The sequence below is a fragment of the Geodermatophilus sp. SYSU D01180 genome, from assembly GCF_054050415.1.
The window spans coordinates 43,347-67,618 of the sequence record NZ_JBJGZH010000006.1 but is presented as its reverse complement, the minus strand read 5'-3'; the positions used below and the strand labels follow the sequence as shown (position 1 = coordinate 67,618).

Genomic DNA, 24,272 nt, shown 5'->3' with positions numbered 1-24,272 from the left:
TCGCTGCTCGGTCGGCCGGTCCGGTGCCGGTCGGACGGTGGACCCACCCTAGCGACGGCGGCCCCGGGGTCCGGCCGCCGGGTCACCGGCCGGGCCGGGCGCCGGGTCGTCGGCGGGGTCGCCGGCAGGGTCGGCCGTGGGGTCGGCCGTGGGGTCGTCGCCGCGGTCGAGGGCGCGCCAGGCGTCCAGCGCCCGGTCCTCCGCGGTGCGGGCCCGCGCCGGGGCCGGCGCGGTGGCCGCGCCGGGTGCCCGCTCGTAGCGGCGGCCCATGGCCGGCCAGCGGCGGCCGCGGACGGCGACGAGCACCCCGGCGGCCAGCGCGACGACCGCGGCGACCAGGCACAGCACCGGCCAGGCGGCCGCGAGGTCGGCGGTGCGCCGCTCCCCCGGCGCCGCCGCGGTGGTGTCCGCCCCGCCGGCCAGCACGCGCACCGCCGACCAGGCCAGCGCCGCGCCCGCCAGCGCCACGAGCACCCCCACCGCGACCCGCCCGGCGCCGCGGACCGCGAGGACGGCGACCGCCGCGGCGAGCAGCAGCAGCCCGGCGGCGGGCACCAGCGGCGCCAGCGACGACCCGGTCAGCGTCTCGGTGACCGGCGGCAGCGGCGGGCGCCGGGTGACCGTGACCGTCGCCCAGGTCTGCCCGCCCGCCGACAGCGCCAGCCCGCCGGCGAGCGCGCAGCCGGCGAGCGCCGTCCCCAGCTCCCGCCGCGCCGCGCTCACCGCACCTCCCGCATGCCCTCCGCGGTCGCGATCGCCGAGAGCACCGCCCGCGCCTTGTGCCGGGTCTCGGCCTCCTCGGTGGCGGGGTCGCTGTCGGCGACGATCCCGGCGCCGGCCTGGACGTACGCCCGGCCCTGGTGGAGCACCGCGGTGCGGATGGCGATCGCCATGTCCAGGTCCCCGCCGGCGTCGACGTACCCGACGGTGCCCGCGTACAGCGCCCGCCGGGTGGGCTCCAGCGACTCGATGATCTCCATCGCCCGCGGCTTCGGGGCGCCGGAGACGGTGCCGGCCGGGAAGGTCGCGTCGAAGACGTCGAGCGCGTCGCGGCCGGGCGCCACCTCGCCGCCGACGGTGGAGACCAGGTGCATGACGTGGCTGTAGTACTCGATCCGCATGAAGTCGGGCACCTCGACGGTGCCCGGCACGCACACCCGGCCCAGGTCGTTGCGCGCGAGGTCGACGAGCATGACGTGCTCGGCGCGCTCCTTGGGGTCGGCGAGCAGCCCCTCGGCCAGCCGCAGGTCCTCCTCCTCGGTCGCGCCGCGCGGGCGCGTGCCGGCCGGCGGGTGGACGACGGCCGAGCTGCCGGTCACGGTCACCAGCGCCTCCGGCGAGGAGCCGACGACGTCGAACGGCGTCTCCCGGCCGGCGAAGCGCAGCAGGTACATGTACGGCGAAGGGTTGGTGGCCCGCAGCACCCGGTAGAGGTCGAGCGCGTCGACGTCGGTGTCGGTCTCGAACCGCTGCGCCAGCACGACCTGGAAGGCGTCGCCGGCGCGGATGTGCTCGCGCACCGTCTCCACCCCGGCCTCGTACTCCCCCGGCGCCATCGTGCTGCGCACCGGCGGCGGCTCGGCGGGGGTGAACGTGGCCACGCCCGGCGGCACCGCCTTGGTGAGGTCGGCGGCCATGGCGTCGAGGCGGGCGACGGCGTCGTCCCAGGCCGTGTCGGCGTCGCCGGACCCGGTCAGGGCGTTGGCGATGAGCAGCACCGTGCCGTCGGTGTGGTCGAGGACGGCGAGGTCGGTGACCAGCGCCAGCGACAGCTCGGGCATGCCGAGGTCGTCGGCGGCGGTGACCGGCAGCCGCTCCAGCCGCCGTACGACGTCGTAGCCCAGGTAGCCGACCAGCCCGCCGGTCAGCCGCGGCAGGTCCTCCCGGCGCGGCGAGCGCAGCCGGCGGGCCAGCGTGCGGACCGCGGCCAGCGGGTCCTCGGGCAGGTCGTCGGTGAGCCCGGGCAGCGGGTCGCCGAGCCACAGCGTCCGGCCGTCGCGCTCGGTGAGCACCCCGGCGCTGCGCACGCCGACGAAGCTGTAGCGCGACCAGCGCTTGCCCTGCTCGGCCGACTCGAGCAGCACGGTGCCGGGCCGGTTGCCGGCCAGCTTGCGGTAGATGCCCACCGCGGTCTCGCCGTCGGCCAGCAGCCGCCGGGTGACCGGCACGACCGGCTGGTCCAGGGCGGCGAACGCCTCGCGCGAGGGGCTGGTCTCACCGAGCCGCACGGGTGACCTCCAGGTCGCGGTGGAAGCAGCTGCGCTCGCCGGTGTGGCAGGCCGGGCCCTCCTGGTCGACGAGCACCAGCAGCGCGTCGCCGTCGCAGTCCAGCCGCACGTCGCGGACCCACTGCCGGTGCCCGGAGGTATCGCCCTTCACCCAGTACTCCTCGCGGCTGCGCGACCAGTAGGTGGCCCGGCCGCTGGTCAGGGTGCGGTGCAGCGCCTCGTCGTCCATCCAGGCGACCATGAGGACCTCGCCGGTGTCGTGCTGCTGCACGACGGCGGCGACCAGCCCCGCCGGGTCGCGGCGCAGCAGCGCGGCGACGGCGGGGTCGAGGGCGGAGTCGACGGCGGGCACGGCGGGCATGCCGGCGATTCTCCCCCGCCGCGGGGACCGGCCGGGTCAGCGGCCCCTCGCGGTCACCCCGTGGCCGGCGGCGCGTCCGCGCCGGCGGCCCACCGGCGGACGGCGCCGGCCAGCAGCAGGCCCAGGCCCACGGCCGGGGCGGCGGCGTAGAACAGCACGCCGACGACGAGCACGCCGGTGGGGTCGAAGCCCGCGAGGTCGGCGAGGGAGGTCAGCCGGACCAGCCAGTAGACCGCCAGGGCGAGCTGCACGCCGAAGCCGAGGAGCAGTGTCGACCACACCGCCCGGCTGCGCCGGTTGAGCACCAGCACCCCCGCGACGACCAGCAGGACCGCCGAGAGCAGCTGGACCGCCGAGACCACCGTGACCTCGGTGACCAGGCCGTACAGGTCGTCGGCCCCGGTGGTGGCGTCGGGGATCGAGGCGAAGACGCCGAACGTGCTCGCCAGCAGCAGCACGTAGGCCGACGACAGCGCGACGACGGCGGCCTGCACGAAGGCGAGGACCGCGGCGGCGACCACCAGCCCCGGCCGGCGCGGCCGCTGCGGCACCGGCGGGCCGTAGGCCGGCCAGTACGGCGCGGCCGGCCAGCCCGGCGGGTACCCGCCGTACACCGGGGGCGGCGCGGCGTACGGCGCGGTGACCGGCGGCCCCGCGTAGGCGACCGGTTCGGTCCCCGCGGCCGGGTCGGCCCAGGGGCTGCCGGGCGAGCTCACAGGGCCGCCGCCAGCGCCCGGCCCGCGACCCGGCCGGAGAACAGGCAGCCGCCGAGGAAGGTGCCCTCCAGCGACCGGTAGCCGTGCATGCCGCCGCCACCGAAGCCCGACGCCTCCCCGGCCGCGTACAGGCCGGGGAACGGCTCGCCGCTGGCGCGCAGCACCCGGCCGGACAGGTCGGTCTCCAGCCCGCCGAGGGTCTTGCGGGTGAGCAGGTTGAGCCGGACGGCGATCAGCGGGCCGGCCTCGGGGTCGAGCAGCCGGTGCGGCGGGGCCACCCGGATGAGCTTGTCGCCGAGGTAGCTGCGCGCGCCGCGGACCGCGGTGATCTGCAGGTCCTTGGTGAACGGGTGGGCCACCTCGCGGTCGCGGGCGACGACCTCGCGCTCCACGGTCTCCAGCGACACCTCGGGCGCCCCGCCGGTGATCCGGTTCATCCCGGTGACCAGCTCGGGCAGCGACGTCGCCGTCACGAAGTCCTCGCCGCGGTCGAGGAAGGCCTGCACGGGCGCCGAGACGCCGGACCGGACCCGGCCCACGAGCAGCTTGAGGTCCCTGCCCGTCAGGTCGGGGTTCTGCTCGGAGCCCGACAGCGCGAACTCCTTCTCGACGATCTTCTTCGTCGTCACGAACCAGGTGTGCTCGTACCCGGTCTGCCCGATGTGGGCGAGGGTGCCGAGGGTGTCGAAGCCGGGGAACAGCGGGACCGGCAGCCGCTGCCCGGTCGCGTCCAGCCACAGCGAGGAGGGCCCGGGCAGGATCCGGATGCCGTGCCGCTCCCACACCGGGGAGTGGTTGGCGATCCCCTCGGTGTAGTGCCACATGCGGTCGCGGTTGATCAGGTTGGCGCCGGCGGCCTCGGTGGCCTGGAGCATGAGCCCGTCGACGTGCGCGGGGACGCCGGACAGCAGCCGCTGCGGTGCGGGGCCCAGCCGGGCCGGCCAGTTCTGCCGGACCAGGTCGTGGTTGCCCCCGATGCCGCCGGAGGTGACGACGACGGCCTGCGCGGCGATCTCGAAGTCCCCGACGGCGGTGCGCGAGCTGGCCTCCCCGCGGGCGGCGCCGCTGGGCTCGAGCACCTCGCCGCGGACGCCGGTGACCGCGCCGTCGGTGACGACCAGCGAGGTCACCCGGTGCCGGAAGCGCAGCTCGACCAGCCCGCGCTCGACGGCGGCGCGCACCCGGCGGGCGAACGGCTCGACGATGCCGGGGCCGGTGCCCCAGACGATGTGGAAGCGGGGCACGGAGTTGCCGTGGCCGGTGGCGGTGTAGCCGCCGCGCTCGGCCCAGCCGACGACGGGGAAGAAGCCGACGCCCTGCTCGCGCAGCCAGGCCCGCTTCTCCCCCGCCGCGAACTCCAGGTACGCCTCGGCCCACTGCCGGGGCCAGTGGTCCTCGGCGCGGTCGAAGGCGGCGGTGCCGAACCAGTCCTGGCGGGCCAGCTCCAGCGAGTCGCGGACGCGCAGGCGGCGCTGCTCGGGCGAGTCGACGAGGAACAGCCCGCCGAAGGACCACCACGCCTGCCCGCCGAAGGACGCCTCCGGCTCCTGCTCGACGAGCACCACCCGCCGGCCGGCGTCGGCCAGCTCGGCGGTGGCCACCAGCCCGGCCAGGCCGGACCCCACCACGACGACGTCTGTGTCGATCACGGCGGGCACGCTAGCGGGCGCGGCCGCCCCGGGGGGTCCGCCCCGGCTGCACCCGGGGCGGTGTCGCCCGGCCGGGACGGGTCCACTCCCGGATCGGGCGGCGCACCGTCAGCGCCAGACAGCCGACCGGGCCGACGAGCAGCGCCAGCGCCCAGCCGACCGACGAGCCGTCGCCGAGGGCGCCGAAGAGCAGGGCCACGCCGAGCAGCAGGAGCAGCGGCAGCACCGCGGCCACGGCGAGCACCAGCCAGCCGCGGCCCCGGCCCAGCCACACCAGCGCCGCCCCGGCGACCGCGAGCACCGCCAGGACCGCGGAGGCCGCCAGGTACCGCCCCCAGCCCGGGGGCAGGCCCTCCCAGAGCAGCCGGCCGAGGTAGAGGTCCTCGGCGGCGACGAGCAGGCCGAACACGGCGGCGAACGGCGCGGTCAGCGGGCGGCCGGACGCGGCCGGCGGGGCGGTCCGCCGGACGACCGAGGACGACGCGGGCGCCGCCCGCGGGGAGCGGCGGGTCGTCGTCCGGCGGGGCGGGGACGGCGGCATGCCGCGCAGCGTATGTCCGGTTCCTGGCCGGACCCCGTCAGCCGGCCCGGCGCCGCCCGGCCAGCCAGGCCGTCACCCGGGGGCTGAGCGCGAGGCCCGCGGCGACCAGGGGGCAGACGGCGACGACGACCGGCGCGACGCCCACGTCCTCGCCGACCGCGGCCGCCGTCGCCATGACGAGCAGGGCGAACACCACGGAGCCCACGGCGCCCAGGAGCAGCGGCCACCGGCCCCGGCGGGAGACCAGCCAGACGACGCCGAAGAGCTGCACCACGGGCAGCAGGAGCAGCGCGTAGACCCACCAGTCCCGGACGTCGTCGGACTGCACGCCGCCGAGGACGAAGGGCAGGACGGTGACCAGGGCCAGCGGCAACACGCCGAGGGCGCCGACCGCCGCGGCGGCGATCGCCGTGCCGGGCATGCGGGAGGGGCTCGTGGACGACGCGGTCACACCGCGGAGCCTAGGGCCGGCGCCCGCTCAGGCGACGCGCTCGGGCTCCCCCGCCGACGACCGGCGCCACGAGGCGTGCAGCCGGGCGTAGGGGCCGACGGCGTCGACCAGGTCCGCGTGCGTGCCGCGCTGCACGACCCGCCCGGCGTCGACGACGAGCACCTCGTCGGCCCGCTCGGCGGTGGACAGCCGGTGCGCGATGGTGAGCGTGGTGCGGCCCTCGGTGAGCCGGTCCAGCGCCAGGGTCAGCCGCCGCTCGGTGGCCGGGTCGACGGCGCTGGTGGCCTCGTCGAGCACCAGCAGGTCGGGCGCGGCCACGTGCGCGCGGGCGATGGCGACCAGCTGCCGCTCCCCCGCCGACAGCGACTCCCCGCGCTGGCCCACCGCCGTCGCGACGCCGTCGGCCAGGCCGGCCAGCCAGTCGCCGAGGCCGAGCTCGGCGAACGCCGCGGTGACCTGCTCGTCGGTGAGGTCCGGGCGGCCGTAGCGGACGTTGTCGGCGACGGTGGCGTCGAACAGGAAGCCGTCCTGCGGCACCATGCCGACCCGCCGGCGCAGCGAGGCGAACGCCACGTCGGGCAGCGGCACCCAGCCGGAGGCGTCGGAGCCGAGCAGCACCCGCCCCTCGGTGGGGTCCATGAGCCGGGTGACCATCTTGGCGAACGTCGTCTTCCCCGACCCGGTCTCCCCGACGACGGCGTAGCGGCGGCGCGGCGCGAGCGCGAGGTCGACGTCGTCGAGGGCCGCCCGCGCGCCCGGGGCGTAGCGGAAGGTGACGTGCTCGAGCCGGACGCCGAGCGGCCCGCCCGGCAGCTCGCGCGCCGTGCCGGTGGCGGCGGGGTCGCGGACGTCGGGCTCGGTGTCGAGGACGTCGAGCACCCGGCGGAACCCGGCGATCGCGTTCTGCCCCTCGTTGAGCACCTCGCTGGCGGTCTGCACCGGCGCGACGAACAGCGTGACGAGGAACAGGAAGGCGACGAGCGTGCCGGCGCTGACCTCCCCGGCCAGGCCGAGCAGCACGCCGACCACGACGACGGCGGCGTTGGCGACCGCGGCCGCGAACTCGCCGGTGACGAAGACGGCCGCGGTGACCTTCTGCGCGTCCACCTGGGCGCGGTAGTGCCGGCCGATGGCCCGGTCCAGGCGGGCCGCCGTCCGCTCGCGGATGCCGTAGGCGCGCACCGTCGGCGCGCCGACGACGGACTCCGAGACGGCGGCGAGCACGTCGCCGACCCGCTCGCGGACCACGCCGTAGGCGACCTGCAGCCGGCGGGCGAACCAGCGGACGGCGAAGGCCAGCGGCAGGAAGCAGACGAGCACCAGCAGGGTCAGCTGCCAGGAGTAGACCGCCATGACGACGGTGGCCACGACCAGCTGGCCGAGGCTGACCACGCCGAGGACGCCGCCCCACTGCATGAAGGTGGACAGCTGGTCGACGTCGCTGGTGACGCGGGAGACCAGGGAACCGCGGCGCTCGCCCTGCTGGTGCAGGACCGACAGGTCGTGCACGTGCCGGAACGCCCGGGAGCGCAGCCCGGCCAGCGCGGTCTCGGTGGTGCGGAACAGCCGGACGTTCATCCGGTAGACCGCCACGCCGGTGACCAGGACGACGACCGCGCAGACCAGCACCAGCGTGCGGACCAGGCCGAGGTCGGGGCCGCCGGGGGCGAGCAGGCCGTGGTCGATGACCTGCTGGACGGCGATCGGCACGACCACCCGCCCGGCGGTGGCGACCAGCGCGAGCGCGAAGGTGGCCGGGAGCCCGCGGCGGAACTCCGGCATCATCCGCAGCCCGCGGCCCAGCGTGGCGAACGCGCCCTCGCGCCGCCCGGCGGTCACGTCGGTCACGCCGCCACCTCCGCCTGCGCGTAGGCGCGGACCAGCGCGGCGTAGCCGGGCACGGTGGCCAGCAGCTCCTCGTGGCTGCCGCGGGCGGTGACCCGGCCGTTCTCCAGCCACACCACCTCGTCGGCGAGGGCGATGGTGGCCTGCCGGTAGGCGACGACGACCACCGTCGAGGGCCGGTCGGCCGAGCGCAGCGCGTCGAGGATGCGCGCCTCGACGGCGGGGTCGACGGCGCTGGTGGCGTCGTCGAGGACGAGCAGCCGGGGACGGCGGATCACGGCGCGGGCCAGGGCCAGCCGCTGCCGCTGGCCACCGGAGAGGGTGGCGCCGCGCTCGCCGACGCGGGTGTCGAGGCCCTCGGGCAGCCGGTCGACGAAGTCCTCGGCGGCGGCCACGCGCAGCGCGGCGCGCACCTCGTCGTCGCCGTACTCCCCGCCCAGGGTCACGTTGCCGCGGACGGTGTCGTCGAAGAGGAAGGTGCCCTGCGGGACGAACGCGGCCTGGCCGCTGACCTCGCCCTCGCGCAGCCGGCGCAGGTCGACGCCGTCGAGCAGCACCTCCCCGCCGGCCGGGTCGACCAGCCGCACCAGCAGCCCGGCCAGCGTGGACTTGCCCGAGCCGGTCGGCCCGACGACGGCGACCGTGCTGCCGGCCGCGACGTCGAAGGTGACCTGCGAGAGCACCGGCTGCGACGCGCCGTCGAAGACGTGGTCGACCGCACGCAGGCCCAGCCGGGCGCCGCCGTCGCCGGCCGGCGCGGTCTCCGGGCCGTGCGGGGTCTCGCCGGTGGCGTCGAGCACGGGGGTGACCCGGTCGAAGCCGGCGAGGGCGCGCGGGAGGTCGGCGAGCACCCAGCCGATCGCGCGGATGGGCAGCGCGAGCAGGGTGAACAGGTAGGCGATGCTCACCAGGTCGCCGGCGTCGGTGGCGCCGGAGGCGACCCGGCCGGCGCCGACCAGCAGCACGGCGAGCGTGCCGAGGTTGGGCAGCGCCTCCATCAGCGGGTCGAACAGCCCGCGCACCCGGCCGACGGACACCAGCCCGTCGCGGAGCTCCTGGGCCCGCTCGGTGAACCGGGCGCTCTCGACGTCCTCGCGGCCCAGGGTCTTGACGACTAGGCCCGCGTCGAAGCTCTCGTGGGCGATCTCGCTGACCTCGGCGCGCAGCTGCTGCGCCCGCTGCATCCGCGGGCTCATCACCTGCGAGTAGACGGCGTTGACCACGAAGACCAGCGGGAAGACGACCAGGCCGACGAGAGCCAGCAGCGGGTCGGTGGCCACCAGCGCGACGACGGTGATGGCGATCATCACGAGCGTCCCGCAGGCGAACGGCAGCGGGGAGACGAAGTACCAGGCGGCCTCGACGTCGGAGTTCGCGTTGGACAGCAGCTGGCCGGTGGGGTGCCGCTGGTGCCAGGCCAGCGGCAGCCGCAGGTACTGCGCGGTGACGCGGCGGCGGTAGTCGGCCTGCAGCCGGTAGGCCATCACGCCCGCGAACAGCCGGCGGCCGAGGATGCCGAGGATCTTGAGCACCGAGACGCCGAGGATCACGACGACGGCGAGGGTGAGCGCACCGGCGGTGGTGTCGCCGTCGGCGAAGGCCGGCAGCACCACCCGGTCGGTGACCTCGCCGACGACGAACGCCGACAGCACGGTCATCGCGGCGTAGAGGCTGCTGGCCAGCAGGGCCAGGGTGAACATCCCGCGCTGCTCGCGGATGGACCGGGCGACATGGCGCAGTCCCCGCCGGACGACGGCGTCTCGGGCGCGGGGCACGGGTCTCCTCGGGGTCGCGACGGCGGGGTCTCCGCAGTCGTTAGTCAGGCTAACCGGCAGCACCGACAGGGGCCTGCGGGTTTTCCGGCTGGACGAGATCGGTAACCCGCCGCGGTGACTCCCTCTTCCCGCCCGCTCGCCGCCCGCGAGCGCGCGGCCCTCGCCGACCTCCTCGACGAGCTCGGCCCCGACGCCCCGACCTGCTGCGAGGGGTGGACGACGGCGCACCTGGCCGCCCACCTGGTGACCCGCGACCGCCGCCCCGACGCGCTGCCCGGCTACGCGCTGGAGCGCACGCCGGTCGGCGGGCGGCTGCACGCCCACGCGGAGCGGGTCGAGGACCGGCTGCGCACCTCGACGGCGTACCCCGAGCTGGTGGCCCGGGTCCGGCAGGGCCCGCCGGCGTGGCTGCCGATGGGCTGGCCCGGGGTGTCGGCGGTCGCGGACTCCGCCGAGTTCGCGATCCACCACGAGGACGTGCGGCGGGCGCAGCCCGGCTGGGCGCCGCGCGCGCTGCCGCTGGCCGACGCCGACCGGCTCTGGGGCGCGGCCCGGCTGTTCGCCCGCACGGCGGCCGCGCGGCACCCCGGCGGCCTGGTGCTGCAGCGCAGCGACGTCCCCGGGCCCGGGAGGCGGGTCCGCGCCGGGTCCGCACCGACCACGGTCGAGGGCGAGCCGATGGAGCTCCTGCTGTGGGCGACCGGGCGGCGCGATGTCGCCCGGGTGGTCGTGCGGGACGACGCCCCCGTCGCCTGACGGGCCGGCCGCGGTCAGCGCAGCGGCGTGTCCGCGGCGGTGCGCACCGGGACGCCGGCGCCGGCCAGCGCGGCCTTGACCTCGCCGATCCGCAGCGTGCCGAAGTGGAAGACGCTGGCCGCCAGCACCGCGTCGGCGCCGGCCTCGACCGCGGGCGGGAAGTGCCCGACCGCCCCGGCGCCGCCGCTGGCGATCACCGGCACGGTCACCTCGCGACGGACCGCGCGGATCAGTTCGGTGTCGAACCCGGCGCGGGTGCCGTCGGCGTCCATCGAGTTGAGCAGCACCTCCCCCACCCCGAGCTCCGCGGCCTGCACCACCCACTCGACGGCGTCCCGGCCGGTGCCGCGGCGCCCGCCGTGCGTGGTGATCTCGAAGCCCGAGTCGGTCGATGCGCCGTCGCGCACCCGGCGGGCGTCGAGGGACAGCACGAGCACCTGGTTGCCGAACCGGTCGGCGATCTCGCCGATCAGGTCGGGCCGGGCGACGGCGGCGGTGTTCACCGCGACCTTGTCCGCGCCGGCGCGCAGCAGCCGGTCGACGTCGTCGGGGCTGCGCACGCCGCCGCCGACGGTGAGCGGGATGAACACGCTCTCGGCGGTGCGCCGGACGACGTCGTAGGTGGTCTCGCGGTCGCCGGAGCTGGCGGTGATGTCGAGGAAGGTGAGCTCGTCGGCGCCCTCGGCGTCGTAGACCCGGGCCATCTCCACCGGGTCGCCGGCGTCGCGCAGGTCGACGAAGTTGACGCCCTTGACCACCCGGCCGGCGTCGACGTCCAGGCACGGGATGACGCGGACGGCGAGGCTCATGCTCCCGCTCCCCGGACCGCGTCGGCCTCCACCTCGACCAGCATGTCGGGGTGCAGCAGCGAGGCCACGCCGATCATCGCGGTGGCCGGCCGGACCGCACCGAAGACCTCGCCGTGCGCGCGCCCGACCTCCTCCCAGCGGGAGGTGTCCGTGACGTACACGCGGGTGCGGACGACGTCGGCGGCCGTCAGGCCCGCGGACTGCAGCGCGGCGACCAGCACGCCGAACGCGACCCGGGCCTGTGCGCCCGCGTCGCCGGGGTGGACGACCGCGCCGTCGACGGTGGCGGTGCAGCCGCTCACCCAGGCGGAGTCCCCGTGCACGACGACGCGGCTGTAGCCGACGACGTCCTCCCAGGGCCCGCCGGAGCCGATCCGCCGCGCGGTCACGACGACGCCTCGCGGGTGACCGCCAGCGCCTCGGGCAGCGTGAACGCGCCGGCGTAGAGCGCCTTGCCGACGATCGCGCCCTCGACGCCGACCGCGGTCAGCCCGGCCAGCGCGCGGATGTCGTCGAGCGAGCTGACCCCGCCGGAGGCGACCACCGGCCGCGCGGTGGCGGCGCAGACCTCGCGCAGCAGGTCCAGGTTGGGGCCGCGCAGCGTGCCGTCCTTGGTGATGTCGGTGACCACGTAGCGGGCGCAGCCCTCGGCGTCCAGCCGCGCGAGGGTCTCGTAGAGCTCGCCGCCCTCGCGGGTCCAGCCGCGGGCGGCCAGCCGGGTGCCGCGGACGTCGAGGCCGACGGCGATCCGGTCGCCGTGCTCGGCGATCGCGCGGGCGCACCACTCGGGCGACTCCAGCGCCGCGGTGCCCAGGTTGACCCGGCGGCAGCCGGTGGCCAGTGCCGCGGCCAGCGACTCGTCGTCGCGGATGCCGCCGGAGAGCTCCACGTCGACGTCGAGCTCGCCGACCACCCGGGCGAGCAGCTCGCGGTTGCTGCCCCGGCCGAAGGCGGCGTCGAGGTCGACCAGGTGCACCCACTCGGCGCCGTCGCGCTGCCACTGCAGGGCGGCGTCGAGGGGGTCGCCGTAGGAGGTCTCGCTGCCGGCCTCCCCCTGCACGAGTCGGACGGCCCGGCCGTCGGCGACGTCGACGGCGGGGAGCAGCTGGAGGGTCGGCACGGCTCCAGCCTAGGGACCGGCCCGCTGTGGCCTGACCCACCCGAGGCAGGCTGCGGGGGTGGAGTTCGCCGACGTCGTCCGCAGGCGCCGCATGGTGCGCGACTACGACCCCGGCCGGCCGGTGCCGCCGGAGGTGCGCGAGCGGCTGCTCGAGCACGCCACCCGGGCGCCGTCGGCCGGGTTCACCCAGGGCTGGGCCTTCCTGGTGCTCGAGTCGGCCGAGGACCGGGACCTGTTCTGGTCGGTGACCGCCGGCGAGGGTGCGCCCGACGCGTGGCTGACCCGCATGCGGCGGGCGCCGCTGCTCGTGGTCCCGCTGTCGTCGAAGGACGCCTACCTCGACCGCTACGCGGAGCCGGACAAGGGCTGGACCGACCGCGACGAGGCCCGCTGGCCGGTGCCCTACTGGGACGTCGACGCCGGCATGGCGGCGCTGATGGTGCTGCTGACCGCCGTCGACGAGGGGCTCGGCGCCTGCCTGTTCGGCGTCCCGGCCGAGCGGGTGGACGCCTTCCGGGACGCGTTCGGCGTCCCCGGCACCCACCGGCCGGTCGGCGTCGTGTCGGTCGGCTACCCGGGCACGGACGACCGGCGCTCGCCGTCGCTGAGGCGGGGCCGGCGGGGGCTGGACGAGGTCGTGCACCGCGGCCGCTGGAGCACGGCTGGTTGACTGCCCGCCCGTGACCTCCTCCTCGCGCGCCGTCCTCGTCACCGGTGGCTCCCGCGGCATCGGCCGCGCGATCGCCCGCGCCTTCGCCGGGCGCGGCGACCGGGTGGCCGTCCACTGGGGCAGCTCGGAGGAGCGCGCCGAGGCCGTGCTCGCCGAGCTGCCCGGCACCGGCCACGCGCTGGTGCAGGCCGACATGACCGACGCCGAGGCCGTGGGCACGATGGTCGACGCCGCCGCGGAGGCGCTGGGTGGGCTGGACGTGCTGGTCAACAACGCCGGCGTCTTCGTGGCCTCCCCGCCGCTGACCGCCTCCTTCGAGGAGTGGCGGGAGGTGTGGGAGCGGACGCTCGCGGTCAACCTGCTCGGTGCCGCGCACGCCACCTTCCGCGCCGTCCCGCACCTGCGCGCCGCCGGCGGCGGCGCGGTGGTCAACGTGTCCAGCCGCGGCGCCTTCCGCGGCGAGCCGCAGAACCCGGCCTACGGCGCGTCGAAGGCCGGCATGAACGCCTTCGCGCAGTCGATGGCGCTGGCGCTGGCACCGCTGGGCATCTCGGTCACCGCCGTGGCGCCGGGCTTCGTGCAGACCGAGATGGCGCGCGAGGTGCTCGACGGCCCGGGCGGTGACGCCGTGCGCGCGCAGTCGCCGTTCGGCCGGGTCGCCCGCCCGGAGGAGGTGGCCTCGGCGGTGCTGTGGCTGGCCTCGCCCGAGGCGCGGTTCAGCACCGGCACGATCGTCGACGTCAACGGCGCGTCCTACCTGCGCAGCTGAGCCCGCTCATCCGCCGTGGGCGGCGGCCCAGTGCGGGCTGGTGATGAGCCCGAGCAGGTTGCCGAACGGGTCGGCGACCACGGCGGTCGACCAGCCCTCGCCGCGTACGGTGGGCGGGGAGACGACGGTCGCGCCGGCGTCCTCGAGGCGCCGCAGCGCCGCGGGCAGGTCGTCGACGTGCCAGTGGACGACGACGCCGGCCGGCCGCCCCGCGGCCCAGGTGGCGTAGCGGGCGTCCATGACGCCGAGCTCGTCCTCGTCCTCGCCGATGCGGAACTCGACGTACGCCGGCGGCCCCTCCTCCGGCCGGGTGAAGTAGGGCTCGGTGTCGAGCACGCCGGCGTACCAGCGGACGGCGGCGGGGACGTCGTCGGCGAGCAGGGTCACGGTGGCCAGTCCTCGGAGCACGGGGGGTCCCTCCGTCGGGCGGTCCGCCTGCCGCGTCCCGCTGGACCCCATGCTCCACACAGAAGTGCTCACCTCCTGAGCACTTCCCGCGGCATCCTCGACGGCGTGCGCGCGGACCGGCTGGTCGCCCTGCTCCTGCTGCTGCAGGCCCGCGGCCGGGTCACCGCCGCGCAGGCCGCCGCCGAGCTGGAGGTGTCGGTGGCGACCGCGCGGCGCGACCTGGAGGCGCTGTCGGCCGCGGGCGTCCCGGTCCACCCGCAGGCCGGTCGGGGCGGCGGGTGGCAGCTGGTCGGTGGGGCGCGCACCGACCTCACCGGCCTGACCGGGCCCGAGGCGCGGGCGCTGTTCCTGCTGCTCGGCCCGGCGACCGCGGCCGGGCCGGACGCGCGGGGCGCGCTGCGCAAGCTGCTGCGGGCGCTGCCGGGCACCTTCCGCGCCGAGGCCGCGGCAGCCGCGGAGGCGGTCGTCGTCGACCCGGCCGGCTGGGGCGAGCGCGCCCGGGACCGGCCGGAGGTGGCGCTGCTGCTCGACGCCGTCGTCGCCCGGCGGGTGGTGGAGTTCGACTACGCCGGGCGCGGCGGCGGCCCGGGCCGGCGGCGGGCCGAGCCGTGGGGGCTCGTGGACAAGGACGGCACCTGGTACCTGGTCGCCGGCACCGCGGCCGGGCGGCGCACCTTCCGCGTCGACCGCATGGGGGCGCCGGCGGTGACCGGGGAGGTCTTCGAGCGGCCCGCCGACCTCGACCTGCCCGGCGTCTGGGACGAGGTGGCCGGCGAGGTCGAGCGGCGCCGGTCGCTGGTGGCCGCGACGGTGCTGGTGCCCGCGCGGCTGGTCCCCGTGCTGCGCGACCGGTTCGGCCGGCACTGCGCCGTCGAGGGCGGCCCGGACGGCGACGGGCGGGTGAGGCTGCGCCTGGCCGCGCACACGGCGCGGTCGGTGGCCGAGCAGTTGGCCGGCTTCGGCGGCGCCGTCGAGGTGCGGCACCCCGCGGCCGTGCGCGCCGAGCTGGCCGCGCTCGGCGCCGAGCTGCTGGCCCGCCACGGGGACTGAGCGCCCGTCAGCCGAGGTCCGTCGTCGCCCCCACGACCACGAGGTCGGAGCTGTGCGTGCCGGCCGCGTCCACGCCCGGCGGGCGCTCCTCGAAGCCGGGCAGGTCACCCAGCCCGTCGCTGCCGTCGACCACCCGCAGCCGCAGCGGCCCGGCGCCGTCCACGGTGAACGTCGCCTCCACGCCCTGCGCGGGCGGCGCGTGGAAGGTGACCCACAGCCGGCCCTCCCCCAGCGCCTGCGCCGGGACGTCGCGCGCCTCCACCCGGGCGGCGTCGACCGTCCCGCCGTCGGCGGTCAGGTCCAGCACCACCAGCCGGACCTCGCGCTGCGGCGTGACCCGCACGGTGACCGTCCGCTGCCCGCCGGAGGATCGGTCGTCGAGGACCTCGACCCGCGACGTCGGCAGGTCGGCGGCCTCCGCCGGCCCGGCCGCCACCGCCTCCCCGGCGAGGTAGGGGTAGTCGTGCGGCAGCGTCCGCGGGGTGCCGACGTAGCGCGCGGTGTACTCCCCCGGGTCGTCCTCGGTGCTGGCCCACCACGCCTCGCCGGTGTCGGCCTCCAGCGCGTAGACCAGCTGGCTGGGCACCGGGTGCTGCGGGTCGAAGCGGTCCACGGCCAGCCCGACGGCGGTGAGCAGGACGGTCAGGGCGACGGCGAGACCGGGCACGGCCAGCGTCCGCAGCCGCGCGCGGCCGGCCGGGAACAGCCCCTCGACCCCGGGCAGCAGGGCCAGGGCGAGCACCGTCGCGACCGCCGCCGGCGCGGCCCCGCCGGCCAGGCCGAGCGCCGGGAAGAAGAGCGCCACGGTCGGCGCGAGGACGACGACCGCGACCGCCCCGGCGACCAGCGCGCCGGCGAGCTGCGCCTGTCGCGGCAGCAGCCCGGCCAGCGCGCCGGCCAGCGCCGGCAGCGCGGCCAGGTACGACCCGCCGGGCGCCAACGCCGCGAGGACCGCGGCGAGGACGGCGAGCAGCGCCAGCGCGCCGGTGCGCAGCGCCGCGGCGCCCAGGCGGCGACGCAGCAGCGCGTACCAGGCCAGCACCACCACCGCGACGAGCGCGACCGCCGCCAGCCGGAACCAGCCCGGCTGCCACGGGTCGAGCATCGAGGCGTAGCCGGGCCGGACGAGCACCAGCAGCCGCCACAGGCCGATCACCGCCAGTGGCGCGAGCGCGAGCGGCAGCAGCGCCGCGGCCGTGCCGAGCAGCGTCCGCGGCAGGGAGGAGCCGCGCCGCCGGTCGACCAGGGCCAGGACGGCGACGCCGAGCACCGCCGCCCCGGCCAGCGGCCACACCAGCGCGCCCGGGTACCGCGCGAGGCCGGTGGGCAGCGGGAAGTAGGTGGCATCGCCGTCGCCGGGGCGGGCGAGGTCGGTCAGGTCGGCGTCGCCGAGCTCCCGGGTGAGGGCGAGGGTGTTGTCGCCCAGCGCCTGCAGCGTCCGCTGGTCCAGCCGGGCGGGGGTGTCCTGCGGGGTGTGGTAGCCGGCGTTGCCGTCGATGAAGGCGGTGTTGAGGCCGGTGAAGTCGCCGTCGCCGAGCAGGACGCTGAAGTCGGTGTCGTTGGGCAGCGTCCGGTACACCTCGACGGCGAAGCTGCTGGCCACCGGGTGCGGCACCGCGGCGGCGTAGCGCGCGGCCAGCCCGGCGTTGCCGAGCGACGTCTCGAACATGATCGGCGGGCCGGTGGTGCCGCGGGCCTCGAGGTTGAGCACGACCCCGCCCTCGCCCGCCAGCGGGTGGCTGTCGGCGAACGCCTCGGCGCCGCACAGGCAGGCCTCCTCGGCATCGGTGATCACGACGACGACGTCGTTGCGCAGCGGCTCCCCCTCGCCGAGGGCGCGCACCGTCTCGAGGATCGCGGCCACGCCGGCGGCGTCGTCGCTGGCGCCGGGGCCGGTCTCCACCGAGTCCGAGTGCGCCACGAGGAACAGCCGGCCGGTGCTGTCCGTGCCGGGCAGGACCGCGACGACGTTGCGCACCCGCGCCATCTCCGCCGCCCCCGGGCCGGCCTGCCAGGTGCCGACGGCGTTCTGCACGCGGGTGTCCAGGCCGAGGTCGGTGAGCGTGGCGACCAGCCCGCCGACGACGCGCTCGTGCGCCGGGCTGCCCGCGACGTGCACCTGCGCGGCGATCTCCTCCACGTGCGCGAAGGCCCGGCCGGCGCTGAACGAGCCCGCCGGGGCGTCGGCGGGCGCGGGGGCCGGCGGGCGCAGCGCCAGCACGCTCCAGACGGTCAGCCCGGCCAGCAGGACCAGCGTGACGAGCGGGCCGGCCAGCCCCCCGCGGCGCTCGGGTGCCGGAGCGGGGGTGCGCGACGCGGGCAAGCGGGTCCTCCTCGACCGGATGCGGGACCGGGTCACCCTAGGCGCGCGCGGAGGACACTCCGGGGATGCTGCGCGGTGCGCTCCCCGCCCGTGCCGGGCGCCGGACCAACCTGGGGCTGCTGGCGCTCCTGCTGGTGGCCGGCGGGACCGGGGTGCTCGCGTTCGGCGTCGGGACGCCGCTGCCCTCCCGGCTGGTGGCCGCCGTGCACGGGGTGGCGGGGCTGGGCCTGCTGCTGCTCGTGCCGTGGAAGGCCGTCGTCGTCCGCCGCTCGCGGGCGCGCACCCGCGGCCGCCGCGACCCCACGGCGGCGTGGGGCCTCGCGGTCCTCGTCGGGCTGACCGTGGTCACCGGCGTGCTGCACACCGTCGCCGGGCCGCGCCTGGCCGTGGGCGGCGTGGCGCTGCTGCAGGTGCACGTCGCGACGGCGGTCGGCACCGCGGTGCTGCTGGCGGTGCACGCCGCGGGCAGCCGGCAGCGGCCGCGGCGCAGCGACGCCTCCCGCCGCGCGCTGCTGCGGACCGGTGGCCTGGCCGTCGCCGCGGCCGCGCTGTGGGGCGCGGTCGAGGGCGGCCTGCGGCTCACCGGGGCGCCGGGCGCGCGGCGGCGCGGCACCGGCTCGCACGAGCGCGGCAGCGGCGACCCCGCGGCCATGCCGGTGACGCAGTGGTTCACCGACGCCGTCCCGGACGACGCCGGCGGGACCGTGGAGCTGGTCGCGGGCGGCCGCACGACCCGGCTGCGCGCCGCCGGGCTCGACCGCGGCGACACGGTGACCGCCGTCCTGGACTGCACCGGCGGCTGGTACGCCGTCCAGCAGTGGCGCGGCGTGCGGCTGGACCGGCTGCTGGCCGGACTCGACCTGCCGGGCGGCGGCAGCGTCGACGTCGTCAGCGTCACCGGCTACCGACGGCGGCTGCCGCTGGCCGACGCGGGCGCGCTGCTGCTGGCCACGCACTGCGCGGACCGGCCGCTGTCGGCCGGGCACGGGGCGCCGATGCGGCTGGTCGCGCCGGGCCGGCGCGGCTACTGGTGGGTGAAGTGGGTGCGCCGGGTGGAGGTGGTCGACGCCCCGTGGTGGCTGCAGCCGCCCTTCCCGCTCACCTGAGTCAGAGCGTCGCCAGCCAGTTGGTGAGCAGCTGGGCGCCGGCGTCGCCGCTCTTCTCCGGGTGGAACTGCGTCGCCGACAGCGCGCCGTTCTCCACGCCCGCGACGAACCGGTCGCCGTGCTCGGCCCAGGTGACCTTCGGCGGCGCCAGCCGCGACGGCGGGCCGTCCTGGCCGAGGGGAAACGAGCGCACGCCGTAGGAGTGCACGAAGTAGAAGCGCTCGTCGGCCAGGCCGTCGAACAGCACGCTGCCCTCGGGGACCTCGACCCGGTTCCAGCCCATGTGCGGCAGCACCGGCGCCTCCAGCTGCTCCACCGTGCCGGGCCACTCGCCGCAGCCCTCGGCGTCGTGGCCGTGCTCGACCCCCCGCTCGAAGAGGACCTGCATGCCGACGCAGATGCCCAGCACCGGCCGGCCGCCGGCCAGCCGCCGGCCGATGGTGCGCGGCCCGTCGACGGCACGCAGCTCCTGCATGCAGTGCGCGAACGCGCCCACACCCGGCACGACGAGCCCGTCGGCCTCGAGGGCGGCGTCGCGGTCGGCGGTCACGGTCACGTCGGCGCCCACGCGGGCCAGGGCCCGCTCGGCCGAGCGCAGGTTGCCCGACCCGTAGTCGAGGACGACCACCTTCTTCACGTCTGCCACGGTACGTGGCAGCGCCCCGTGCCCCGCCGGGATTCCCGGTCAGTCCCGGGGCAGCAGGCTGAGCTCGGGCCACACCGCCCGCCAGCGGGCGGCCACCGTGGGGTCGGCGAGGACGAGCCCGAGGAACCGGTCCTCGGGCGTCAGATCAGCCTCAGGATCCCCGACGCGGTGGCCAGCAGCGCCGCCACCAGCAGGACGACCGCGATCACGACCTGCGGGCCGGTGCGGCCCCGGGTGTCGTGGTCCGCCTTCCACATGCTCCACGCCCCGCCCAGCAGGAACCCGCCGAGGACGAGGAGGACGACGCCGAACTCCATCCGTTACAGCGCGCCCTTGGTGGAGGGGACGTCGGCGACCCGCGGGTCGATCGCGACGGCGACGCGCAGCGCCCGGGCGAGCGCCTTGAACTGGCCCTCGACGATGTGGTGGGCGTCCCGGCCGGCGTAGAGCACCCGCACGTGCAGGGTGATCCGCGCGTTGAAGGCGAAGGACTCGAGCACGTGCTTGGTCAGCGACGTCGGGTAGTCCGGCCCGATCATCGGCGTCATGGTCTCGGGCTCGGCGTGCACGAAGTACGGCCGGCCGGACAGGTCGACGGCGGCCTGCACGAGCACCTCGTCCATGGGGATCGTGGCGTCGCCGTAGCGGGTGATGCCCTTCTTGTCCCCGAGCGCCTCGCCGAAGGCCTGGCCGAGCGCGATGGCGACGTCCTCGACGGTGTGGTGCGCGTCGATGTGCAGGTCGCCGTCGGCCTGCACGGTGAGGTCGATGCCGCTGTGCTTCGACAGCGCGGTGAGCATGTGGTCGTAGAAGCCGACGCCGGTGCTGATCGAGCTCTTCCCGGTGCCGTCGAGGTCGAGCTCGACGACCAGCTTGGTCTCGCTGGTGGCGCGCTCGACGCGGGCGGTACGACTCATGGGTCTCAGTCTCCCAGGCGGTGGTCGGGGGCCACCTCACCCAGCGCGGTGAGGAAGGCGTCGGTCTCCTCCGGCGTGCCGGCGGTCACCCGCAGCCACCCGGGGATGCCGACGTCGCGGACGAGCACGTCGCGGTCCAGCAGCGCCTGCCAGGCGGCGCGCGCGTCGGCGAACCGGCCGAACAGGACGAAGTTGGCGTCGCTGGGCACGCTGGTCAGGCCCAGGGACGGCAGGGTGGCGACGATCCGGTCGCGCTGGGCCTTGACCGCGTCGACGGTGGCCAGCAGCGCGTCGGTGTGCGCCAGCGCGGCCCGCGCGGCGGCCTGGGTCAGCGAGGACAGGTGGTAGGGCAGCCGGACCAGCTGCAGCGCGTCGACGACGGCGGGGTCGGCGGCGAGGTAGCCCAGCCGCAGGCCGGCCATGCCGAACGCCTTGCTCATCGTGCGGCTGACCACCAGCCGCGGGCGGCCGGGCAGCAGGGTCAGCGCCGACGGCGTGCCGGTGCGGGCGAACTCCTCGTAGGCCTCGTCGACCACCAGCACGCCGGCGCGCCCCCGGCCGTAGGACGTCGCGTCGTACAGCTCGGTGATCGTCCCCAGCGCCACCGCGGTGCCGGTGGGGTTGTTCGGGCTGGTCACGAAGACGACGTCGGGCCGGACCTCGCGCACCTGGGCGGCGGCCTGCGCGGCGTCGATGGTGAAGTCCTCGCGGCGGTGCCCGTCGACCCACGCCGTCCCGGTGCCGGCGGAGATGATCGGGTGCATCGAGTAGGACGGGGTGAAGCCCAGCGCCGTGCGCCCGGCGCCGCCGAAGGCCTGCAGCAGCTGCTGCAGCACCTCGTTGGAGCCGTTGGCCGCCCACACCTGCGCGGGCTCGACCCGCTCCCCGCCGCGGCCGAGGTAGGCGGCGAGGTCGGTGCGCAGCGCGACGGCGTCCCGGTCGGGATAGCGGTTGAGCTCGACCGCCGCGTGCCCGAGCGCCTCGCCGAGCGTGGCCAGCAGCTCGGCCGGCAGCGGGTGCGGGTTCTCGTTGGTGTTGAGCCGGTGGGTGACCTGCAGCTGCGGGGCGCCGTAGGGCGTGCGGCCGCGCAGCTCCGGCCGCAGCGGCAGCTCGTCGAGCGACGTCCTCGGAGTGGTCGTCACGAGCGCTGCCGCACCCGGACCGCGGCCGCGTGCGCGGGCAGGTCCTCGGCGTGGGCGAGGGCGTCGACGTGCCCGGCCACCTCGGCCAGCGCCTGCTCGTCGTACTCGACGACGTGGATGCCGCGCAGGAACGACTGCACCGACAGCCCGCTGGAGTGCCGGGCGCAGCCGCCGGTGGGCAGCACGTGGTTGGACCCGGCGATGTAGTCGCCCAGCGACACCGGCGACCAGGCGCCGACGAACACCGCGCCGGCGTTGCGCACCCGCATCGCCACCTCGCGGGCGTCCCGGGTCTGGATCTCCAGGTGCTCGGCGGCGTAGGCGTCGACCACCGCGAGCCCGGCGTCGAGGTCGTCGACCAGCACGATCCCCGACTGGCTGCCGTCGAGCGCGGTGAGGATGCGGTCGGAGTGCTTGGTGGCCGCGACCTGGCCGGGCACGAGGTCGAGGACGGCGTCGGCCAGCTCCTCGCTCGTGGTGACCAGCACCGCGCCGGCCAGCGGGTCGTGCTCGGCCTGGCTGATCAGGTCGGCGGCCACGTGCACCGGGTCGGCGGTGTCGTCGGCGAGGATCGCGACCTCGGTCGGGCCGGCCTCGGAGTCGATGCCGATCAACCCGCGCAGCAGCCGCTTGGCGGCGGTCACGTAGACGTTGCCGGGGCCGGTGACCACGTCCACCGGCTCGCACGAGCCCGCGCCGTAGCCGAACACCGCGATGGCCTGCGCGCCGCCGACGGCGTAGACCTCGGTGACGCCGAGCAGCGCGCACGCGGCGAGCACGCCGGGGTCGGGCAGGCCGCCGTGGTCGCGCTGCGGCGGGGAGGCGACGGCGATCGACGCGACGCCGGCGATCTGCGCCGGGACGACGTTCATCACCACGCTCGACAGCAGCGGCGCCAGCCCGCCTGGCACGTAGAGGCCGACGCGGCGCACCGGCACCCAGCGCTCGGTCACCGTGCCGCCGCGGACCACCTGGGTGGTGACGTCGGTGCGGGCCTGGTCGGCGTGCACCCGCCGCACCCGCACGATGGCCTCCTCGAGCGCGGCCCGCACGTCGGGGGCCAGCCCGTCGAGCGCCGCCTGGATCGCCTCCACCGGGACGGCGAAGTCCTCGAGGTCGACGCCGTCGAGGCGGGCGGTGATCTCGCGGACCGCCTGGGCGCCGCGGATGCGGACGTCCTCGCACAGCGGCCGCACGGTGGCGAGGACGGAGTCGATGTCGGTGGCGGCGCGCGGCAGCAGGCCGGCCAGGTCACGGACCCCCGGCAGCGCGGATCCACGCAGGTCGATGCGGGCGAGCACGGGGAGGCCTCCGGAACCAGGCGAGGGACGACTCCCCAGCGTAGTCGGGGCGCGGTCGCCCGCCGTCACGGCGCCGAGGGGGCGGGGCGCCCGTAGGCTCGCCGGTGTGGGCGACCTCATCCCGCTGTTCCCGCTCGGGTCGCCGCTGTTCCCGGGGATCGTGCTGCCGCTGCAGGTCTTCGAGCCCCGCTACCGGGCGCTGGTGCGGGACCTGCTCGCGCAGCCGGAGGACGGGGACGGCCGGTTCTTCGGGGTGGTCGCGATCCGGCAGGGCTGGGAGGTCGAGCGGGTCTCCCCCGCGCAGGCGCTCTACGACGTCGGCTGCACCGCGCACCTGCAGACCGTGCGGCCGCAGCCCGACGGCGGGTTCCGCATCACCACCGTCGGCGGCGACCGGTTCCGGCTGCTCGACGTCCTGGTCGGCGGGGACGGCGAGGACGGGGACGGCCCGCCCTACCTGCGCGCCGAGGTCGAGTGGCTGGCCGAGGAGGAGGCCGCCGAGGAGGCGGCCGGCGACCAGGAGGTCGGCTCCGCCCCGGCCGGCGGGGGCCCGGACGAGGGGCTGGTGGCCGAGGTGGCCCGCGGGTCGCTCGGCGTGCTGGAGCGTGGGGTGGGGTCGCTGTTCACCCGCTACGTGACCGCCGTGGCGGGCCTGCAGACCGGGAGCGCGGAGACCGCCGTGGCCGGCGACGCGCAGGAGCTCGACGGCGTCGACGCGCTGCTCGACGTCGTCGACGGTGACGCCCGCGCGCTGTCCTACCTGGTGGCCTCGGCGGCGCTGCTGACCACCGAGGACCGGCAGGCGCTGCTGGCCGAGTCGGCGACCCGCCGCCGGCTGGTGGCCGAGACGCGGATGCTGCGCCGGGAGCTGACCCTGCTCGAGACGGTGGGGGCGGTCCCGGCGCCGCTGCAGCAGTTCGCCGGCCCGACCAGCCTCAACTGAGCAAGGACCCCGTCCCCCTCATCCCTCGCAAGCTCGGGACGAGCCTCTGGACGGGGCCGGGAATCGCCCCCCACGCCTCGCACGCTCGGCGCGGGCCCCTGAGAGGTGCCCGTTCCAGCACGTCACCCCCGCCCGAGGTCGTCGCGGGCGGCGAACAGCGCCGCGACGACGTAGACCAGCAGCGCGGCGAACGGGGCCACCGCCAGCGCCGGCGGGCTGGACAGCTCCAGCCCGGTGGTCACCCGGGTGCCGACGTCGCCGAGCTGGGCCGGCGTGGGCCCGGGCGCGAGCAGCTCCCCCAGCTGCCAGGCGAGCACCCCGGCCAGCGCGGTGCCGACCGCGGTGCCCACCACGGTGGCCACGCCCCGGCGGCGGCGCATCGCCCAGGCCGTCCCGCCGGCGAGCAGGCCGAGGCCGGCGAGGACGAGCACGAGCACCGAGTCGTCGGCGACCAGCAGCTCCGCCGACGGGCGACCGACCGGCACCGCGCCGCCCTCGACCACCTCGAACCGGGCCCGCGGCGCCAGCCAGACCCACAGCAGGCCGGCCGGGACCCCGGCGAGCGCGACCAGCGCGGCCCACAGCGCCGCGCCCCGCAGGTCCCGCCGCAGCTCCGCGAGCACCGCGGCACGGGCCGGCCGGGCGGGCGGCACCGCGGGCACCGCCGCGGACACCACCGCGGGCGGGGCGTACGGGCTGTCGGGGAGCGGAGACGGGCTGCTCACGGCCCCCAGTGAACCCCGCGG

General features: G+C 77.2%; 26 protein-coding genes. 6 read left to right on the top strand and 20 right to left on the bottom strand.

What is annotated here, in order from left to right; genetic code table 11:
* Positions 1-48 precede the first annotated feature (48 nt).
* From ACI8AA_RS07760 to ACI8AA_RS07720, 9 genes are read right to left on the bottom strand one after another with little or no spacing between them, the layout of a single operon-like run.
* Positions 49-723, bottom strand: coding sequence for a Trp biosynthesis-associated membrane protein (locus tag ACI8AA_RS07760; RefSeq protein ID WP_457043917.1), 675 nt, complete (start codon positions 721-723; stop codon positions 49-51).
* Entirely contained in the window at positions 720-2,228 is a 1,509-nt protein-coding gene (locus ACI8AA_RS07755; RefSeq protein ID WP_457043916.1) for an anthranilate synthase component I, read from the bottom strand. The genes ACI8AA_RS07760 and ACI8AA_RS07755 overlap by 4 nt, the downstream gene beginning before the upstream one ends.
* Positions 2,215-2,589 (bottom strand): phosphoribosyl-AMP cyclohydrolase, encoded by a 375-nt coding sequence (gene hisI, locus ACI8AA_RS07750; protein WP_457043915.1) that lies wholly within the window; start codon positions 2,587-2,589, stop codon positions 2,215-2,217. The genes ACI8AA_RS07755 and hisI overlap by 14 nt, the downstream gene beginning before the upstream one ends.
* Before the next feature lie 53 nt (positions 2,590-2,642).
* The gene (locus ACI8AA_RS07745; protein ID WP_457043914.1) at positions 2,643-3,305 is read right to left on the bottom strand and encodes a hypothetical protein; all 663 of its coding nucleotides are present in this window, start codon (positions 3,303-3,305) and stop codon (positions 2,643-2,645) included.
* Entirely contained in the window at positions 3,302-4,954 is a 1,653-nt protein-coding gene (locus tag ACI8AA_RS07740) for an FAD-binding dehydrogenase (RefSeq protein WP_457043913.1), read from the bottom strand. Before ACI8AA_RS07740 ends, ACI8AA_RS07745 begins: the two co-directional genes overlap by 4 nt.
* 10 nt (positions 4,955-4,964) lie before the next feature.
* Entirely contained in the window at positions 4,965-5,495 is a 531-nt protein-coding gene (locus ACI8AA_RS07735) for a hypothetical protein (RefSeq protein ID WP_457043912.1), read from the bottom strand.
* 37 nt (positions 5,496-5,532) lie between these two features.
* Positions 5,533-5,946, bottom strand: coding sequence for a hypothetical protein (locus tag ACI8AA_RS07730; protein ID WP_457043911.1), 414 nt, complete (start codon positions 5,944-5,946; stop codon positions 5,533-5,535).
* 27 nt (positions 5,947-5,973) lie between these two features.
* Complete coding sequence (locus ACI8AA_RS07725) at positions 5,974-7,794, bottom strand: ABC transporter ATP-binding protein (protein ID WP_457043910.1); 1,821 nt, start codon at positions 7,792-7,794, stop codon at positions 5,974-5,976.
* Entirely contained in the window at positions 7,791-9,566 is a 1,776-nt protein-coding gene (locus ACI8AA_RS07720) for an ABC transporter ATP-binding protein (protein WP_457043909.1), read from the bottom strand. Before ACI8AA_RS07720 ends, ACI8AA_RS07725 begins: the two co-directional genes overlap by 4 nt.
* A 114-nt stretch (positions 9,567-9,680) precedes the next feature.
* Here ACI8AA_RS07720 and ACI8AA_RS07715 point away from each other — a divergent pair, with 114 nt between their 5' ends.
* Positions 9,681-10,322 carry a TIGR03085 family metal-binding protein gene (locus ACI8AA_RS07715; protein ID WP_457043908.1) on the top strand — a complete coding sequence of 214 codons (642 nt, stop codon included), beginning with the start codon at positions 9,681-9,683 and terminating at the stop codon, positions 10,320-10,322.
* Positions 10,323-10,336: 14 nt separating this feature from the next.
* Here the strand turns inward: ACI8AA_RS07715 and hisF are convergent, their stop codons facing one another.
* From hisF to priA, 3 genes are read right to left on the bottom strand one after another with little or no spacing between them, the layout of a single operon-like run.
* Positions 10,337-11,131: an imidazole glycerol phosphate synthase subunit HisF gene (gene hisF, locus ACI8AA_RS07710; protein ID WP_457043907.1), complete on the bottom strand. Its 795-nt coding sequence runs from the start codon at positions 11,129-11,131 to the stop codon at positions 10,337-10,339.
* The gene (locus ACI8AA_RS07705) at positions 11,128-11,520 is read right to left on the bottom strand and encodes a RidA family protein (protein ID WP_457043906.1); all 393 of its coding nucleotides are present in this window, start codon (positions 11,518-11,520) and stop codon (positions 11,128-11,130) included. Before ACI8AA_RS07705 ends, hisF begins: the two co-directional genes overlap by 4 nt.
* A complete protein-coding gene (gene priA, locus ACI8AA_RS07700) occupies positions 11,517-12,251 on the bottom strand; it encodes a bifunctional 1-(5-phosphoribosyl)-5-((5-phosphoribosylamino)methylideneamino)imidazole-4-carboxamide isomerase/phosphoribosylanthranilate isomerase PriA (protein WP_457043905.1) in 735 nt (244 codons plus the stop codon). Before priA ends, ACI8AA_RS07705 begins: the two co-directional genes overlap by 4 nt.
* 58 nt (positions 12,252-12,309) lie before the next feature.
* Between priA and ACI8AA_RS07695 the strand changes: the two genes are divergently transcribed.
* Together ACI8AA_RS07695 and ACI8AA_RS07690 are read left to right on the top strand one after the other, a co-directional pair.
* Positions 12,310-12,921 carry a nitroreductase family protein gene (locus tag ACI8AA_RS07695; protein WP_457043904.1) on the top strand — a complete coding sequence of 204 codons (612 nt, stop codon included), beginning with the start codon at positions 12,310-12,312 and terminating at the stop codon, positions 12,919-12,921.
* A 10-nt stretch (positions 12,922-12,931) separates the two neighbouring features.
* The gene (locus ACI8AA_RS07690; RefSeq protein ID WP_457043903.1) at positions 12,932-13,690 is read left to right on the top strand and encodes an SDR family NAD(P)-dependent oxidoreductase; all 759 of its coding nucleotides are present in this window, start codon (positions 12,932-12,934) and stop codon (positions 13,688-13,690) included.
* A 6-nt stretch (positions 13,691-13,696) separates the two neighbouring features.
* Here ACI8AA_RS07690 and ACI8AA_RS07685 read toward each other — a convergent pair whose 3' ends face one another.
* Entirely contained in the window at positions 13,697-14,098 is a 402-nt protein-coding gene (locus tag ACI8AA_RS07685) for a VOC family protein (protein ID WP_457043902.1), read from the bottom strand.
* Positions 14,099-14,203: 105 nt separating this feature from the next.
* On the opposite strand from ACI8AA_RS07685, the gene ACI8AA_RS07680 reads away from it, so the two are divergent.
* Entirely contained in the window at positions 14,204-15,148 is a 945-nt protein-coding gene (locus tag ACI8AA_RS07680) for a helix-turn-helix transcriptional regulator (RefSeq protein ID WP_457043901.1), read from the top strand.
* 7 nt (positions 15,149-15,155) lie between these two features.
* Here the strand turns inward: ACI8AA_RS07680 and ACI8AA_RS07675 are convergent, their stop codons facing one another.
* On the bottom strand, positions 15,156-17,471 hold the full coding sequence (locus tag ACI8AA_RS07675; RefSeq protein WP_457043900.1) for a M20/M25/M40 family metallo-hydrolase: 2,316 nt from the start codon (positions 17,469-17,471) through the stop codon (positions 15,156-15,158).
* Between the two features lie 65 nt (positions 17,472-17,536).
* Here ACI8AA_RS07675 and ACI8AA_RS07670 point away from each other — a divergent pair, with 65 nt between their 5' ends.
* On the top strand, positions 17,537-18,577 hold the full coding sequence (locus ACI8AA_RS07670) for a molybdopterin-dependent oxidoreductase (RefSeq protein WP_457043899.1): 1,041 nt from the start codon (positions 17,537-17,539) through the stop codon (positions 18,575-18,577).
* A gap of 1 nt (position 18,578) precedes the next feature.
* Here ACI8AA_RS07670 and hisH read toward each other — a convergent pair whose 3' ends face one another.
* From hisH to hisD, 5 genes are all read right to left on the bottom strand, one after another.
* Complete coding sequence (gene hisH, locus ACI8AA_RS07665; RefSeq protein ID WP_457043898.1) at positions 18,579-19,214, bottom strand: imidazole glycerol phosphate synthase subunit HisH; 636 nt, start codon at positions 19,212-19,214, stop codon at positions 18,579-18,581.
* Positions 19,215-19,363: 149 nt separating this feature from the next.
* Entirely contained in the window at positions 19,364-19,540 is a 177-nt protein-coding gene (locus ACI8AA_RS07660) for a hypothetical protein (RefSeq protein ID WP_457043897.1), read from the bottom strand.
* A gap of 3 nt (positions 19,541-19,543) precedes the next feature.
* Positions 19,544-20,140: an imidazoleglycerol-phosphate dehydratase HisB gene (hisB, locus tag ACI8AA_RS07655; protein ID WP_457043896.1), complete on the bottom strand. Its 597-nt coding sequence runs from the start codon at positions 20,138-20,140 to the stop codon at positions 19,544-19,546.
* A gap of 5 nt (positions 20,141-20,145) precedes the next feature.
* Positions 20,146-21,282, bottom strand: a complete 1,137-nt coding sequence (locus ACI8AA_RS07650; RefSeq protein ID WP_457043895.1) for a histidinol-phosphate transaminase — start codon at positions 21,280-21,282, stop codon at positions 20,146-20,148.
* A complete protein-coding gene (gene hisD / locus ACI8AA_RS07645; RefSeq protein ID WP_457043894.1) occupies positions 21,279-22,583 on the bottom strand; it encodes a histidinol dehydrogenase in 1,305 nt (434 codons plus the stop codon). Before hisD ends, ACI8AA_RS07650 begins: the two co-directional genes overlap by 4 nt.
* A 106-nt stretch (positions 22,584-22,689) precedes the next feature.
* On the opposite strand from hisD, the gene ACI8AA_RS07640 reads away from it, so the two are divergent.
* Positions 22,690-23,526 carry an LON peptidase substrate-binding domain-containing protein gene (locus ACI8AA_RS07640; RefSeq protein WP_457043893.1) on the top strand — a complete coding sequence of 279 codons (837 nt, stop codon included), beginning with the start codon at positions 22,690-22,692 and terminating at the stop codon, positions 23,524-23,526.
* 122 nt (positions 23,527-23,648) lie between these two features.
* On the opposite strand, the gene ACI8AA_RS07635 is transcribed toward ACI8AA_RS07640, so the two are convergent.
* Positions 23,649-24,251, bottom strand: a complete 603-nt coding sequence (locus ACI8AA_RS07635; protein WP_457043892.1) for a hypothetical protein — start codon at positions 24,249-24,251, stop codon at positions 23,649-23,651.
* Positions 24,252-24,272 lie beyond the last annotated feature (21 nt).